This window comes from Mangrovactinospora gilvigrisea (genome assembly GCF_001879105.1).
In the GTDB taxonomy this organism is placed as follows: Bacteria; Actinomycetota; Actinomycetes; order Streptomycetales; family Streptomycetaceae; genus Mangrovactinospora; species Mangrovactinospora gilvigrisea.
The window spans coordinates 55,811-70,498 of record NZ_MLCF01000085.1 but is presented as its reverse complement, the minus strand read 5'-3'; the positions used below and the strand labels follow the sequence as shown (position 1 = coordinate 70,498).

The 14,688-nt window shown below is 73.9% G+C and carries 13 protein-coding genes; 5 read left to right on the top strand and 8 right to left on the bottom strand.

Going from position 1 to position 14,688, the window contains the following annotated elements; genetic code table 11:
• Nucleotides 1–156: 156 nt before the first annotated feature.
• Entirely contained in the window at nucleotides 157–855 is a 699-nt protein-coding gene (locus BIV57_RS16020; RefSeq protein ID WP_071657494.1) for an SLATT domain-containing protein, read from the top strand.
• Here BIV57_RS16020 and BIV57_RS16015 read toward each other — a convergent pair.
• The 6 genes from BIV57_RS16015 to BIV57_RS15990 all read right to left on the bottom strand — a co-directional run bounded on the left by BIV57_RS16015 (nucleotide 852) and on the right by BIV57_RS15990 (nucleotide 8,650).
• Nucleotides 852–2,258, bottom strand: coding sequence for an amino acid permease (locus BIV57_RS16015; RefSeq protein ID WP_071657493.1), 1,407 nt, complete (start codon nucleotides 2,256–2,258; stop codon nucleotides 852–854). The two genes, BIV57_RS16020 and BIV57_RS16015, sit on opposite strands and share 4 nt — an antisense overlap.
• Nucleotides 2,259–2,356: 98 nt before the next feature.
• Nucleotides 2,357–3,397 (bottom strand): hypothetical protein, encoded by a 1,041-nt coding sequence (locus BIV57_RS16010; RefSeq protein WP_139275693.1) that lies wholly within the window; start codon nucleotides 3,395–3,397, stop codon nucleotides 2,357–2,359.
• Between the two features lie 177 nt (nucleotides 3,398–3,574).
• Nucleotides 3,575–5,902 (bottom strand): LuxR C-terminal-related transcriptional regulator, encoded by a 2,328-nt coding sequence (locus tag BIV57_RS16005; protein ID WP_079170372.1) that lies wholly within the window; start codon nucleotides 5,900–5,902, stop codon nucleotides 3,575–3,577.
• A 91-nt stretch (nucleotides 5,903–5,993) separates the two neighbouring features.
• Entirely contained in the window at nucleotides 5,994–6,641 is a 648-nt protein-coding gene (locus tag BIV57_RS16000) for a hypothetical protein (RefSeq protein WP_071657491.1), read from the bottom strand.
• Entirely contained in the window at nucleotides 6,631–7,338 is a 708-nt protein-coding gene (locus BIV57_RS15995; protein WP_071657490.1) for a GntR family transcriptional regulator, read from the bottom strand. Before BIV57_RS15995 ends, BIV57_RS16000 begins: the two co-directional genes overlap by 11 nt.
• Before the next feature lie 28 nt (nucleotides 7,339–7,366).
• Complete coding sequence (locus BIV57_RS15990) at nucleotides 7,367–8,650, bottom strand: adenylosuccinate synthase (RefSeq protein ID WP_071657489.1); 1,284 nt, start codon at nucleotides 8,648–8,650, stop codon at nucleotides 7,367–7,369.
• Nucleotides 8,651–8,834: 184 nt separating this feature from the next.
• Here BIV57_RS15990 and BIV57_RS15985 point away from each other — a divergent pair, with 184 nt between their 5' ends.
• The 3 genes from BIV57_RS15985 (at nucleotide 8,835) to BIV57_RS15975 (ending at nucleotide 12,899) form a co-directional block, all read left to right on the top strand.
• Nucleotides 8,835–9,527: a diacylglycerol kinase family protein gene (locus tag BIV57_RS15985; protein ID WP_071657488.1), complete on the top strand. Its 693-nt coding sequence runs from the start codon at nucleotides 8,835–8,837 to the stop codon at nucleotides 9,525–9,527.
• Between the two features lie 265 nt (nucleotides 9,528–9,792).
• On the top strand, nucleotides 9,793–10,536 hold the full coding sequence (locus BIV57_RS15980; RefSeq protein ID WP_071657487.1) for an HAD family hydrolase: 744 nt from the start codon (nucleotides 9,793–9,795) through the stop codon (nucleotides 10,534–10,536).
• The gene (locus BIV57_RS15975; RefSeq protein ID WP_071657486.1) at nucleotides 10,536–12,899 is read left to right on the top strand and encodes a glycoside hydrolase family 65 protein; all 2,364 of its coding nucleotides are present in this window, start codon (nucleotides 10,536–10,538) and stop codon (nucleotides 12,897–12,899) included. Before BIV57_RS15980 ends, BIV57_RS15975 begins: the two co-directional genes overlap by 1 nt.
• Nucleotides 12,900–12,956: 57 nt before the next feature.
• Here the strand turns inward: BIV57_RS15975 and BIV57_RS15970 are convergent, their stop codons facing one another.
• The gene (locus BIV57_RS15970; protein WP_071657485.1) at nucleotides 12,957–13,289 is read right to left on the bottom strand and encodes a lipopolysaccharide assembly protein LapA domain-containing protein; all 333 of its coding nucleotides are present in this window, start codon (nucleotides 13,287–13,289) and stop codon (nucleotides 12,957–12,959) included.
• An 80-nt stretch (nucleotides 13,290–13,369) separates the two neighbouring features.
• On the bottom strand, nucleotides 13,370–14,080 hold the full coding sequence (locus BIV57_RS15965; protein ID WP_245797721.1) for a TetR family transcriptional regulator: 711 nt from the start codon (nucleotides 14,078–14,080) through the stop codon (nucleotides 13,370–13,372).
• Between the two features lie 56 nt (nucleotides 14,081–14,136).
• On the opposite strand from BIV57_RS15965, the gene BIV57_RS15960 reads away from it, so the two are divergent.
• Nucleotides 14,137–14,667 (top strand): SRPBCC family protein, encoded by a 531-nt coding sequence (locus BIV57_RS15960; protein ID WP_336446560.1) that lies wholly within the window; start codon nucleotides 14,137–14,139, stop codon nucleotides 14,665–14,667.
• Nucleotides 14,668–14,688 lie beyond the last annotated feature (21 nt).

Genomic DNA, 14,688 nt, shown 5'->3' with positions numbered 1-14,688 from the left:
GCGTCAAGGCGGGTCCGGGCCCGAACGGGTGATCCGGTGACGCCCTCCCGCCCAACCCCCGCAAGGAGCGCCCCGCACCGCCCCGCACCGCCCGCCCCCGCGGAACCCCCCGGTCCGATAGGACAGTACGTCGCGCCCACGAAAGGAGCCCCGACGGTGACGGATCCGCCTCTCCTCCCGCCGCGCGGCGACTGGTCCCACCCGCTGGACCGCCTCGAGGAGCTCTTCCGCCGAACCGAGTCGCACGCCGCCGCGGCCGCCGCCGCACACCGCCGCGCCGCCCGCCCCCGCCGCCGCGCGGCCTCCGCGCTGCGCACCGCAGCCACCGCGGCCGCCGCCGCGGCCGCCGCGCTGCCCGTCCTCCAACTGACCGGCACCGTCCCGCACGCCACCACCTGGGGCTACGCCGCCCTGGTGCTGGCCGGCGGCTGCCTCGTCACCGACCGCCGCCTCGCGCTCTCCGCCGGCGCCGCCCGGCACTCCGCCGCGGCCGCCGAGGTCGACCGCCGCCTCGCCGCGCTGCGCGGCGCCTGGGCGGTGGAACGGGCCCGCGAGGCCCTCGGCCCGGCCGAGACGGTGCCCGGCGAGGGCACCCTCGCCTGCCTCGCGCTGCTGCGCCGCTTCGACACCGGGCTCGCCGAGCTGGCCGTCCGTCAGGCCGTCGACGCCGCCCGGGAGACGGCCGCCGCACCGTACTGCTGCGGCTGCGGCACGGCCGCCGGCTCCGGCGGCACCCGCGGCGGCGACCACCCCGAGCACGCCGAGCACGGCGACGCGCTCGACGGCCACCGGCCGCCGTTCATCCCGCAGCGCCCGACGATGCCCCGCCAACGCCCCCCGGAGCCGCCGGTCTAGCCACCGGTCCCGGCGCGGGTCCGCGCCCGTGCCCGCAGCAGGCCCGCCGTCACCACCACGACCGCCAGGATCGTGGTGGTGACGCCCTGTGAGCGCGTCGCCGAGTCGCCCAGCATCAGCGCGTACACCAGCGCGAGCGCCGCCAGCGCGCACCAGGAGAGCACCGGGAAGCACCACATCCGCAGGACGAGCCGCCCCTCCCGCTCGTAGCGGGGCCGCAGCCGCAGCTCGGAGACCGTCACCAGGCCCCACACCATCAGCACGATCCCGCCGGTGGCGTTCACCAGGAACTGGAAGACGGTGTCCGGCCAGATCACGTTGAGCACCACCGAGGCGAACCCGAACGCCGCCGAGCAGGCCACCGCGTAGCGCGGCACCCCGCCGTGCCAGGTGCGGCCCAGCGCACGCGGCGCCTCGCCGCGGTCCACCAGCGAGTGCAGCATCCGGGACGAGCCGTAGAGGTTGGCGTTGATCGCCGACAGCAGCGCCACCAGCACCACCACGTTCATGATCTGCGCGGCGGCCGGCACCCCGATGTACTGCAGCACCGCGACGTACGGGCTCTTGCCGACCTGCGAGGCGTCCCAGGGCAGCAGGGTGACGATGACGATCATCGAGCCGATGTAGAAGAGCCCGATCCGGTAGACGGCCGTCCTGACGGCCCGTCCGACCGAGCCCGCCGGGTCGCCGGAGTCGGCGGCCGCGATGGTGACGACCTCCAGCCCGGCGAACGCGAAGACCGCGCCGAGCAGCCCCGCCACCAGGCCGGGCAGGCCGTTGGGGAAGAAGCCGCCGTGGCGCAGCAGGTTGTCCAGGCCGGGCGCGGGGGTGCCGGGCAGCAGCCCGGCGATCGCCAGCACGCCGATGATCAGGAAGAGCACCACGGCGCCCACCTTCAGCGCGGCGAACCAGAACTCGAACTCGCCGAAGCTGCCGACCGCGACCATGTTGACGCCCGAGAAGAGCGCCATGATCACCAGGATGAAGACCCAGGACGGCACCGCGGGCAGCCAGCCGTTGAGGATGGTGCCGGCGCCGATCGCCTCCACCGCCACCCCGACCACCAGCATCGACCAGTACATCCAGCCGGCGGTGAAGCCGGCCCACGGGCCGATGGCGTTCTCCGCGTGCACCGAGAAGGAGCCGCGCACGGGGTTGGCCGCGGACATCTCGCCCATCATCCGCATCACCAGCAGCACCAGCAGGCCGCCGAGCACATAGGCGAGGATGATCGACGGGCCCGCCTCCCGGACGCCGGCGCCGGAGCCGACGAAGAGGCCGGCGCCGATCACCCCGCCCAGCGCGATCATCGCGATGTGGCGGGGTTTCAGCTGCTCGTGCGGCCGGGGTGCGCCGCCTCCGCCGTCGGCGTCCCCGTCCTGGCCCTCCGGCGGCATGTGCATGGCGCCATTGTGACGTGACGGAACGTCACATTCGGCGCGGGCGGGCCCGCCCCGGCGCGTCGCCGCGCCCGGTCGCGCGGGGCCCGCGGGCCCGGGGCTCAGCCGGCCCGGGAGGGCGCGAGCGCGAAGGCCCGGTGCAGCGCCGGCATCCGGTACAGGCCGACGTTCTGGTCGCCCGCCACCGGCAGCAGGACGGAGGCCCTCGCCAGGCCCTGGAAGGCCCGCCCCACCGCCCAGTGGGGCAGGCCCGACCCGCCGGCGAGGGCCTCCGCGGCGGCCAGGTCGACCACCCCTTGCGACCGCGCCAGCCGCTCCCACAGCGCCCGTTCGCCCAGGGAGCACAGCTCGAAGCTCCAGGCGACGAGGGCGCGCAGGCTGCGGTGGCGCGGAAGCGGCGAAGCCGAGGCGGGGTCCGGGCCCGGCTCCGCCAGCTCCAGCACGCCGCCCGGCCGGGACAACTCCGTCGCCAGCCGCAGCGGCGTCTCCTGCCGCATCCGCCGGGCCAGCAGGTGCACGGCCAGCGGCAGGCTCTCCACCTGGCGGATCAGTTGGCGCGCGGCGGCGAGGCCGGGGGCGGTGAACCCGGCTCCGTCCTCCCGGCGCAGACGCACCATCAGCTCCAGCGCGGCCTCCCGGTGGAGCGGACCGAGGGGGAAGGCCCGCTCCGCCGGCAGGCCCAGGGGGACCCTGCTGGTCGCCAGCACCCGCAGGCCGGGGCACCGCTCCAGCAGGACCGACGCCGTCTCCGAGCAGCCGCCCGCGAGGTGCTCGCAGGTGTCCAGGACGAGGAGCAGGCCGCCGGGGACCGCGGCCGCCGCCTTGGCCAGCCCGTCGGCGAGTTCGTCCAGGGACTGCGCTTCGAGGCCGCAGGCCTCGGCGACGGCCCGGGGGACCAGGGCGGGCTCGCCGACGCCGGAGAGCTCCACCGTGCGCACGGCGGGCTCCTCCACGGCGGCCGGCCGGCCCGCCCCGTTCCCGCTTGCGCCCGGCGCGGCGCCGCTCATCGCCGCGGCCAGGGCGCTCTTGCCGACTCCGCCCGGACCGGTGACGGTGACGAGCCGGCCGGTCGCGAGCATCTCGCGGAGCCGGTCGGCCTCACCACTGCGTCCGGTCAGGGGTGGGGGCGGATTGCTCGGCATGCTGCAACTCTCGCCGCGCCGGCGCTTCGCGTCATCGGTAACGGGCGGTCTTAGGTATACGCAAACCCGCAGGCCCCTACCTACGACGGCGCCCGCGACCGCGCGGCAGCCGGGTGGCGCGCCGGGGTTCGGGGCGGCGGGCCCCGCACCGCGCCGGCCGCGCGGACGGACGCCGGCCTATCGCGTCCAGTACCCGGTGATCTCCGTCCGCGACGAGAAGCCGAGCTTCCCCAGGATGTGCTCCACATGCGCATCCGCCGTCCGCTTCGAGATCACCAGCCGCTCGGCGATCTCACGGTTCGTCATCCCCCGCGCCACCAGCGCCGCCACCTCCCGCTCCCGCCGCGTCAGCGCCCCCTCCGGGCGCCGCTGCGCCGGCACCGACGGCCCCGCCGGGCGCTCCGCGTCCGCCAGCGCCAGCTCGATCGCGCGGGCGCGGTCCAGCCGGCCGCCCTCCCGGTAGAGCCGCTCGAACGGGTCGTCGCCCAGCCCGCCGCGCGCCGCCTCCTCCGTGCGTCCGCGCAGCTCCAGGAACGGTGGCGCCCCGATCGCCGGCGCCCCCACCAGCTCCCACACCTCGCCGGCCGCCCCCAGCAGCCAGGCCGCCCGCTCCCAGCGGCCCGCCTCGGCCGCCGCGCCGGCCATCATCTCCAGGCCGTGCGCGGCCGCCACCGCCTCGCCGGTGGCGACGGAGGCCGCCAGGGCGTCCCGCGTCTCGCGCACCGCGGCCTCCCGGTCGCCGCCCGACCAGGCGAGGAAGGAGCGCACCATCCGCACCTGCCCGGCGAGGATCCGCTCGCCGGGGCAGCGCGCCAGCAGCTCCAGCGCCTCCTCCGAGAGCGCCTCCGCCTCCGCCAGGTCGCCGAGCACCGCGCAGGTGTAGGAGGTCTGGAAGGCGAACATCACCTTGTGCAGCATCCCCGGCACCCGCTGCGCCACGGCCCGCGCCTCGGCGAGCAGCGCCCTGCCGTCCGCGTCCTGGCCGAGGAAGCGCAGCATGCCGCCCTCGTAGCCGACGGCATAGCCGTACATCAGCTCGTCCCCGAGCTCCTCGGCGAGCGCCCGCGCCCGCCGGAACATCTCCAGCGCCGCCTCGATCTCCGCCTGGTAGACCGTCAGCAGCCCGCCGAAGACCAGGGCCCAGGCCGTCTCCGGCCCCTCCGGGAGGGCCGCCGCGCGCGCCGCCTCCAGGCCGCGCCGCACCCAGGCCCGGCCCTCGCCGATCATTCCGCTGGTGATCCAGAGCGGCCAGAGGCCGGCCGCCGCGCCGAGGCCGGCCGTGACGTCCGCCCCGTCGCCCGCGAAGGACCGCTCCAGCGCCGCCCGCACATCCGGCAGGCAGCCCTGCAGCTCGGCGAAGCGCGCCACCTGATCGTCCGCCAGCAGGCCCTCCTGGAAGTCCCGGGCCAGCCCGAAGAAGTGCGCCGCGTGCCGCCGCTCGGCCGCCCGCCGCGCGCCGTCCGCGTCGGCCAGCCGCTCGGCGCCGTACTCCCGCAGGGTGTCCAGCAGCCGGTAGCGGACGAGCACGCCGTCGGCGCCGCCCGGGGCGGGCTCGTCCACCCGCAGCAGCACCGACTTGTCCACCAGGCCGATCAGCTGGTCGAGGATCTCCTCGGCCGGCAGTTCCCGGTCGCCGCAGACGGCCTCCGCGGCGGCCACGTCGAAGGGCCCGGCGAAGACCGACAGCCGCGCCCACAGCAGCCGCTCGCCCGGGGTGCACAGCTCGTGGCTCCAGTCGATCGCCGCGCGCAGCGTGCGGTGCCGCGCCGACGGGTCCGACGCCGACGGCCGCCGGCCCACCGTCAGCACCCGGAACCGCGACTCCAGCAGCTCCGCCAACTGCTCGGCGGGCAGCGCCCGCAGCCGCACGGTGGCCAGCTCGATGGCGAGCGGCATGCCGTCCAGCCGGGTGCAGAGCCGCTCCACCGACGGCCGGTTGGCGTCCGTCACCCGGAACCCGGGCCGGACGTTCGCCGCGCGCTGCCCGAAGAGCTCCACCGCGTCCTCGGGCGGCAGCGGGGCGAGCGGCACCGCGTGCTCGCCGGGCACGTCCAGCGGCTGCCGGCTGGTGGCCAGCACCGTGCACATCGGGGCCTCGCGCAGCAGCACGTCGGCGAGCATGGCGCAGCCGTCGAGCAGGTGCTCGCAGGTGTCCAGCAGGAGCAGCACCTGGCGGTGGCGCAGATACTCCACCAGCAGGTCGATGGGCTCGCGGCCGGGCTGCTCGGTGAGGCCGAGCAGGCCGGCGACGGCGGCCGGCAGCAGCTCCCGGTCGTGCAGCGCGGACAGCTGGACGAAGCGGACGCCGTCGGCGAACCGCGGCCCGGTGTCGGCGGCGGCCCGCAGCGCGACCCGGCTCTTGCCGACCCCGCCCGGGCCGACCAGCGTCACCAGCCGGGCGTCCGCCAGCAGCGCCCGGACCTGCACCAACTCCGCAGCCCGCCCGACGAAACCGGTCACCTCGGCCGGCAGTTCGGCGCTGCTGCGCGCGTATGTGGCTACCACACCCTGAAGCGTACGGAACACCGCACGCTCCGTGACACCCCGTCACACCTTCCCGCCGAACGGGTGGTTCGGCGATCGAGCCCGCAACGGCTCAGGCGAAGACCACCATGGCGCCGGTGCCCACCGACCGCTCCGCGGCCCGGTGCAGTGCCGCCCAGGCGGCCCGCTCCTGGTGGTAGTCGCCGTGGTTGAGCGGGTCGCGCTCGGCCGGCCCCTCGAATTCGGTGGGCCCGAGCGGCCGCGGCGGCGGGGGCGGCTCGTCGGCGTCGACGCCGATCAGCGGCGCCACCTCGTACAGCTCGCGCAGCAGGCCCTGGCTGGAACCGAGCGGCCCGCCGTCGGCGGCCAGCTCCTCGTCGTCCACCGGCCGGTCGAAGTCGAGCGGGAGGTAGGCCCCGGAGTGGTCGAAGTGCCAGACCAGGTGGGACTGCCGGGCGGCGTCCTCGAACATCTCCAGCAGCTGGGTGTAGTCGCCGCCCAGCTCGTCGACCGGGGTCACCTCGAACCCGGTGAGCTGCAGCAGCCGGGCGCGGCGCAGGAAGTGCAGCGCCTGGTAGTCGACGCCGGCCAGCTGCTCGACGTCGCCGCTGTGCGGGGGGTTGTGCAGGTAGACGGGGACGCCCGGCAGGCCGGCCCGGGCCAGCGCCCGCTCGTAGCGGGCGAGCTCCTCGGCGAAGGGGTTCTCGGGGTGATGGACGAGGGTGTCCACCAGCGGAACGATCCACAGGTCACACGCCATGGGAACTCCCTCCGGTCGCGGGTTGGTTGACGATCGTCGCATATCGGTCGGCGATCTCCACCACGCTCCGTCGGTAGTCCCCCAGCAGCTCCTGGACGCCGTCCGCGTCGCCGGAGCCGAAGACGCTCACCAGCTCGGGCTGCCGCTGCCAGTAGAGCCCGGCGAGGTCCCCGCGGCCGCGCAGCCGCGGCACCATGTGCAGCCAGGCCTGGGAGCGCAGCCCGGCGAGGAAGCGGCTCAGGTGCTGGTTGCCGAAGAGACCGGCGAACTCCCGCCAGAACCGCAGGTCGGAGACGACGATCACATCCAGCCGGCCGCCCTGCGCGGCGTCCCGGGCGGCCTGCGCCCGGCGCCGGACGCTGGCCAGCGGGTCGGCGGCCACCTCGGGCAGCCCGCCGTCCAGCTGCACCAGCTGGCCGCGGAGCACCGCGTCGCGGGCGGCGAGGATGGCGTCGAACTCCTCGCGCTCCACCCGGCGCACGGCGAACCCGCGCAGATGGCTCGCCTCCAGCAGCCCCTCGGCGGCCAGCTGCACCATCGCCTCGCGCACGGGTGTCGCGGAGACGCCGTAGTGGTCGGCTATCTCGCGGGCCGTGTAGTGGCGACCGGGCGGCATCCGCCCGGTCACCAGCTCGTCCCGCAGCGCCTCCATCAACTGCTCGCGCAGGCTGCTGCGGTGGACGAGCGAGGTCCGCATCGGCTGGGTCGGCTCCCTGGACGGTGACTCAGATGAACGAGTTGATCTCGATCGTCTCGTCGCGGCCGGGGCCGACGCCGATGGCGGAGATCGGGGCTCCGGACATCTCCTCCAGGGCCTTCACGTAATCCTGCGCGTTCTTGGGCAGGTCGGTAAAGGTCTTGGCCTTGCTGATGTCCTCGGTCCAGCCCGGGAGGTACTCGTACACGGGTTCGGCGTGGTGGAAGCCGGTCTGGGTGAGCGGCATCTCCGTCACCCGCTCGCCGTCCACCTGGTAGGCGACGCACACCGGGATCCGCTCCCAGCCGGTGAGCACGTCCAGCTTGGTGAGGAAGAAGTCGGTGAGCCCGTTGACCCGGGTGGCGTAGCGGGCGATCACCGCGTCGAACCAGCCGCAGCGCCGGTCGCGTCCGGTGGTGACGCCGCGCTCGCCGCCGATGGTGCGGAGCTTGTCGCCGTCCTCGTCGAACAGCTCGGTGGGGAACGGCCCCGCGCCCACCCGGGTGGTGTACGCCTTGAGGATGCCGATCACCCGGTCGATGCGGGTGGGGCCGATGCCGGAGCCGGTGCAGGCGCCGCCGGCGGTCGGGTTGCTGGAGGTGACGAACGGGTACGTCCCGTGGTCGACGTCGAGCAGGGTGCCCTGGCCGCCCTCCAGGACGACGACCTTGCCGTCGTCCAGGGCCTGGTTCACCTCGAGGGTGGTGTCGGCGAGGAACGGCGCGAGCTTCTCGGCGTAGCCGAGGAACTCGTCGACGACCTTCCCCGGGTCGATCTCGCGGCGGTTGTAGAGCTTGACCAGGATCTGGTTCTTCTGGTCCAGCGCCGCTTCCACCTTCTGGCGCAGGATCGATTCGTCGAAGATGTCCTGGACGCGGATGCCCACTCGGTTGATCTTGTCCGAGTAGGCGGGTCCGATGCCGCGGCCGGTGGTGCCGATGCGGCGCTTGCCGAGGAAGCGCTCGCTCACCTTGTCGAGGGTCGTGTCGTAGGGCGTGATCAGGTGGGCATTGGACGACAGCCGGAGCTTGGAGCAGTCGATGCCGCGCTCCTCCAGGCCGCGGATCTCCTCCAGCATCACGCCGGGGTCGACGACCACGCCATTGCCGATCACCGGCACCACATTGGGGCTCAGGATCCCGGATGGCAGCAGGTGCAGGGCGTATTTCTGGTCGCCGACGACCACCGTGTGTCCGGCGTTGTTGCCACCCTGGTAGCGGACGACGTAGTCGACCGAGCCGCCGAGCAGGTCGGTCGCCTTGCCCTTGCCCTCGTCGCCCCATTGGGCGCCGACAAGCACGAGTGCAGGCACAGGCGTACACCCCTTCCCTGCGGGGCATGCCACACGCATGGGGCCCCGGCTTGCGAGGCGTGTTCGCCTCTCCTCGCCGGTCCCGGCCGTCGCATGTCCCCGTAGATGGACGAAGCCCCTGGCGCAATCGCGCAAGGGGCTCTTGCGGGGAAAGGCTACCCGCTTCTGGCCAGGAAGGACCAATGTGCAGGCGCTGCTCGTGGTGATCGACCCGGCGGCGCGCCGGGTGGACGGGGAGGCGGTCCGGGTGGCACGGGACGTGCTGGGGGCGGGCGCCCGCGTCAAGATCACCATTCCGGAGGACACCGCGGAGCTGGAACACACGTTCGCTCACCGCGGACCGAAGCGCCCGGTCCTGGTGGGTGACGACACGGCGCTGCGGCGGGTGGTGGAGCTGCTGTGGCGGCGCGGCGAGCTGGGCGAGGCGGGGCTGGCGGTGGTGCCGGTGGGCGAGGGGCCGCGGCTGCGGCTGGTGCGCTCGCTCGGCGTGCCGCCGAGCCCGGTGCGGGCGGCGCGGGCCGCGCTGGGGGATGTGGAGCGGCGGCTGGATCTGCTGGTCGACGACGGCGGCGGGGTCGCGCTCGGCACCCTGCGGGTGCGGCCGACGGCGGCGGCGCTGCTGGCGCGGCGCGGCGTGCGGGTGTCGACGGACGGGGGCGGCGAGGCGGGGCTGCGGGGTGCCTTCACGGCGGTGGACGAGGCGCCGGACGACGGCGTCGTCGAGGTGCGCGTGCACGGGCAGCGGGTACGGGCGCGGCAGGTGCGGGTGCGCGGCGGGGCGTTCCGCTACGGCGTGGGCGGCGGCGTCCGCGGCCCCGTCCCGGAGCGGACCTGGACGGTGCACCCGGCCGCCTGGACCCTGCGGATGCCGGCCTGAGCGGGCTTGCCGGCGCTTCGCGCGCAGCACGGTTCGGGCGGGGCGCCGGGGCGGAGGGGCGGCGAACCGGGCACCGCGCGCCGCCCGACGGCGCCAACTCGCCCGGCGCCGACGCCGTGTGACACACACCACCACGCATCGCAAAGAATACGGTGCGTCAAAACGACTGCTCGGGGCGGCCATTACCGGCCAATCGACTAGCTCTACCGTGTTACGGGTGCCCGTGTTGCGGCCCGCGCCGCAACACGCGCGGTACCGTCGCCCCATGCTCGGCCTGCCCGGCGGAATCACCGCCTGCCTCTTCGATCTCGACGGCGTCCTCACCTCCACCGCGGTCCTCCATCGCGAGGCGTGGAAGGAGACGTTCGACGCCTTCCTCCGTGAGCGCGCCGCCCAAGGCGGCGCCCCGTTCGCGGAGTTCACCGACCGCGACTACGCGGCCTACGTAGACGGCAGACCCAGGGCCGACGGTGTCCGCACGTTCCTCGCGTCGCGGCACATCGACCTCCCCGAGGGCGCGCCCGACGACGGTCCCGAGCAGGACACCGTCAACGGCGTGGGCAACCGCAAGAACGAAGTGGTGCACCACATCATCGGAACCCGCGGCGTGCAGCCCTACCCCGGCTCCGTCGCCTACCTCAACGCGGTGCGCGACGCCGGCCTGGACATCGCCGTCGTCACCTCCTCCGCCAACGCCACCATGGTCCTCGAAGCCGCCGGGCTCACCCCGTACGTGCAGGCCCTGGTGGACGGGACGGTCATCGCGCGGGACGGTCTGCACGGCAAGCCGGCCCCCGACTCCTTCCTCGCCGGCGCCACCGCGCTCGGCGTGGAGCCGAAGTCGGCGGCCGTCTACGAGGACGCCCTGGCCGGCGTCCAGGCCGGCCGGGACGGCGGCTTCGGCCGCGTGATCGGCGTCAACCGGGCCGACCAGGCCGGGGAATTGCTTGTCCATGGTGCCGACGTCGTCGTCGACGACTTGGCCGATCTGCTCGGAGAAACCGCCTGATGATCGACACCAACCGGGGCTACGGCTACGAGGTCTCCCCCTGGGAGCTTCGCTGGAAGAACCTCGACCTGGACGCGCTGCAGCGCACCGAGTCCACCTTCGCGCTCTCCAACGGCCACATCGGGCTGCGGGGTTCGCTGGAGGAGGGGGAGCCGTGCGGCCTCCCCGGCTCGTATTTGAACGGCTTCTACGAGGAGCACGCCCTCCCCTACGCCGAGGGCGGATACGGCTACCCCGAGGCGGGGCAGACCGTCGTCAACGTCACCGACGGCAAGATCATCCGCCTGCTGGTCGGCGACGAGCCGCTCGACCTGCGGTACGGCAACGCCGTCGAGCACGAGCGCTGGCTCGACTTCAAGAAGGGCACGCTCAGCCGCCGCACGGTGTGGGAGACGCCGACCGGCCGGCGCATCCAGATCACCACCGAGCGGCTGGTCTCCTTCACCCAGCGGGCCATCGCCGCGATCCGCTACGAGGTCGAGGCGCTGGACGGGCCCATCCAGGTGGTGCTCCAGTCCGACCTGCTGGCCAACGAGCCCGTGGAGTCCGACACCACCGACCCCCGGGTGGCCGCCGCGCTGCGCAACCCGCTGGTCGGGGACTTCGCCACCATGGAGGGCTTCCGGGCGGTGCTCTGCCACCACACCCGGCGCTCCGGGCTGCGCATCGCCGCCGGCGTCGACCACGAGCTGGAGGTGGCGGACGGGCTGCACACCGAGACCCATGTCGAGGAGGACCTGGCCCGCCTCACCGCCGCCGTCGACCTGCCGGAGAACGGCCGGCTGCGGCTCACCAAGTACATCGCCTACGGCTGGTCCGGGCAGCGCTCGGTGCCCGCGCTGCGCGCCCAGGTGGACGCGGCGCTGGCCGGCGCCCTGCAGACCGGCTTCGAGGGCCTGCTGGTCGAGCAGCGCGGCTACCTGGAGGACTTCTGGGAGACCGCCGACATCGAGGTGGACGGCGACCCCGACCTCCAGCAGGCGGTGCGGTTCGCGATCTTCCACACCCTGCAGGCGGGCGCCCGCGGCGAGTCCCGGGCCATCCCGGCGAAGGGCCTCACCGGCCCCGGCTACGACGGGCACGCCTTCTGGGAGACCGAGTCCTTCGTGCTCCCCGTCCTCACCTACACCACCCCGGACGCGGCCCGCGACGCCCTGCTGTGGCGGCACTCCACGCTCGACAAGGCGCGCCACCGCGCCGAGGTGCTCTGCCTGCGCGGGGCGGTGTTCCCCTGGCGGTCCATCAACGGCTCGGAGTGCTCGGCGTACTGGCCGGCCGGCACCGCCGCATTCCACCTCAACGCCGACATCGCGGACGCGGTGGCCCGCTACTACGCGGCCACCCACGACCACGACTTCGACCGGGACGCGGGCGCCGAACTGCTCGTCGAGACGGCCCGGCTGTGGGCCTCGCTGGGCCACCACGACCCGCACGGCGGCTTCCGCATCGACGGCGTCACCGGTCCGGACGAGTACACCGCGGTGGTGGACAACAACGTCTACACCAACCTGATGGCCCAGAAGAACCTCCGCGAGGCGGCCGCGGCGGCCGAGCGCCAGCCGGAGGTCGCCGAGCGGCTGGGCGTCACCTCGGCGGAGACGGCGGCGTGGCGCGAGGCCGCAGACAAGATCGTCATCCCCTACGACGAGGTGCTGGGCGTCCACCCGCAGGCCGAGCGGTTCACCGAGCACGCGGAGTGGCCGTTCAAGGACACCCCGCCGGAGCACTACCCGCTGCTGCTCAACTACCCGTACTTCGACCTGTACCGCAAGCAGGCGATCAAGCAGGCCGACCTGGTGCTCGCCATGCACATGCGCGGCGACGCCTTCTCCGACGAGGCCAAGCTGCGCAACGTCGACTACTACGAGGCCCGCACCGTGCGGGACTCCTCCCTGTCGGCGTGCACCCAGGCGGTGATGTGCGCGGAGGTCGGGCACCTCGACCTCGCCTACGACTACCTGGGCGAGACGGCCCTGACGGACCTTCACGACCTGCACGACAACGTGCGCAACGGCCTCCACCTGGGCGCCCTCGCCGGCACCTGGATGGCGATCGTCGCCGGGTTCGGCGGGATGCGGGACCACGACGGCCGGCTGACGTTCGCGCCGCGGCTGCCGCGGCAGCTGCGCCGGCTCACCTTCCACATGTGCTTCCAGGGCAGCCGCTTCGAGGTGCAGCTGACGCCCGAGGAGGCGTCCTACCGCCTGATCAGCGGCGACCCGGTGAAGACGGCGCACCACGGCGAGATCATCACCATCACGGCGGACAAGCCGGTGACGCGCCCCGTGCCGCCCTGCCCGCCGCGGCAGGCGCCCGCGCAGCCGACCGGCCGCGCGCCGCAGCGCAGGACGCCGCGCGGCTGACGCTCCGCGCGGCGTCGTAGCCCGGGCCCCGGCACCCCCCTTGGGGGGTGCCGGGGCTCACTGCTGCGGCGTGCCCTTGGCGCGGCCCCGGCCGCCGGCCGCGATGACGCCGATCAGGACGCCGGCCGCGCAGGTCAGCAGGAGCGCGAGCCACTGCGGCATGCTGACGTGGATGGTGAAGAAGTTGACCGAGACCCGGTGGGTGTTGCCGACGATGAAGGCGATGACGGCGACGGCCACCAGCAGGGCGATCACCCGGATGGCGGTGACGTCCACCCCGAGGACGGTGATGCCGCGCCGCCGCGGCCGGGCCTCGGCCCCGGCGCCCTTGGCCTGGGCTTGCGCCTGCGCCTGCTGCTCTTCCGCGCTGATGCTGTGATGTCTGGCCATAAGGACAGGTTCGCCCTGATATGCCGGACGCGCAGTTCGGGCGGTGCGGGCCGCCGCACGGGGGCCGCCGCAGCGGTTCGCTACCCGCGCCGGCGGGGGGCGAGGGAGTTGAGCCCGGTCTCGATGAGGTGCGCTGCGCGTCGGACGTCGGCGCTGACCGCGTCGTGCAGCTCCTCGAAGGTCCCGGTGCGGTTCAGATGCGTGCGGAGCGCCCGGAACTGGATTGGCCACAACGCGAGCAGGGCAGTCGCGGCGATCTGCGGTTCGGGGTCGTCCGGCCTCGTCCCGGTGCGCCGGGCCAGGGCCTCGGCGGCCACGGCGACCTGCTGGTCGGCCGTGTCGCGCTGGTAGGCACGCAGGGACGGGGTGGATCTGATCAGCATGCCGAAGCGCAGGAGCGTGGCCTTGGCCTCGGTCGGGTCGTTCTGAGCGCTCAGCCATGACGTGATGTCGGCCAGCTCGGTGGAAAGGATCTTCAACGCCGCGTCGACCGGCGACAGGTCCGGATCGGCCAGGGCGGTCCGCAGCGAGTTCGACGTCGCCTCGCCCATGTCGAGGACGAGGGACTCCTTGGTCGGGAAGTAGTTGAACACCGTCTTCTCCGACACTCCGCACGCTGCCGCGATCTCGGCGACCCGCACGGCGTCGAAGCCGCGTTCCATGAACATCTCGGTGGCCGTGTCGGACAGCTGCCGTCGGAGAAGCCGCTTCTTGCGCTCCCGCAGTCCCTCGCCGGCGGGTTCCTCGTCGCGCGGCCGCAGGGCCGTCCAGTCCACGGTGCGCATGGTCATCACCGAAGCATAGTCCAGCCGCCCGAATCTTTTCTGTTACTGTAACTTTCTAGTGACTGAACTTTTGTGTCGGGCTTGCCGCCCGCAGGCGAAAGGAGTTCTCCATTAGCGCCATCCACATCGTCCGCGACTACCCGCACCCACCGCGGAAGGTCTGGCGAGCGGTCACCGATCCGGAGCTGATCCCGTTGTGGACGGCCACCGGCGCCGGCGCCCGGCCCGAGGGCTTCGCCACCACGGTCGGCACCACGTTCACGTTCGTCGCGAAGCCCAGGCCCGGCTGGAGCGGCGTCGTGGTGTGCGAGGTGCTGGAGGTCCGCGAGCCTTCGCTGCTGCGGTACTCGTGGCAGGACGAGAGCGGTGGCGAGGTGACCCAGGTCGCCTACCGGCTCGAACCGCACGGCAGCGGAACTCGCTTCAGCTACGACCACACCGGCTTCACCGGCGCCGGAGGCTTCTTCATGGCCAAGATCCTTGGCATCGTCCGCACCACGATGCTCACCAAGGGCCTGCCCGCAGTGTTGAACGACCTCGACGGCCAAGGCGACCTGCGCCCGGAAAGCCCCCTGAGCGCCAAGCGGCCCTAGCCGGCGCGAGACGGCGGGCAG

Coding starts and splice junctions, on each gene's coding strand:
- BIV57_RS16000 (WP_071657491.1), bottom strand. CDS start 6,641: ATGGCGTGTGACCTGTGGATCGTTCCGCTGGTGGACACCCTCGTCCAT.
- BIV57_RS16015 (WP_071657493.1), bottom strand. CDS start 2,258: ATGCACATGCCGCCGGAGGGCCAGGACGGGGACGCCGACGGCGGAGGC.
- BIV57_RS16010 (WP_139275693.1), bottom strand. CDS start 3,397: ATGCCGAGCAATCCGCCCCCACCCCTGACCGGACGCAGTGGTGAGGCC.
- BIV57_RS15980 (WP_071657487.1), top strand. CDS start 9,793: ATGCTCGGCCTGCCCGGCGGAATCACCGCCTGCCTCTTCGATCTCGAC.
- BIV57_RS15965 (WP_245797721.1), bottom strand. CDS start 14,080: ATGACCATGCGCACCGTGGACTGGACGGCCCTGCGGCCGCGCGACGAG.
- BIV57_RS15975 (WP_071657486.1), top strand. CDS start 10,536: ATGATCGACACCAACCGGGGCTACGGCTACGAGGTCTCCCCCTGGGAG.
- BIV57_RS15970 (WP_071657485.1), bottom strand. CDS start 13,289: ATGGCCAGACATCACAGCATCAGCGCGGAAGAGCAGCAGGCGCAGGCG.
- BIV57_RS15995 (WP_071657490.1), bottom strand. CDS start 7,338: ATGCGGACCTCGCTCGTCCACCGCAGCAGCCTGCGCGAGCAGTTGATG.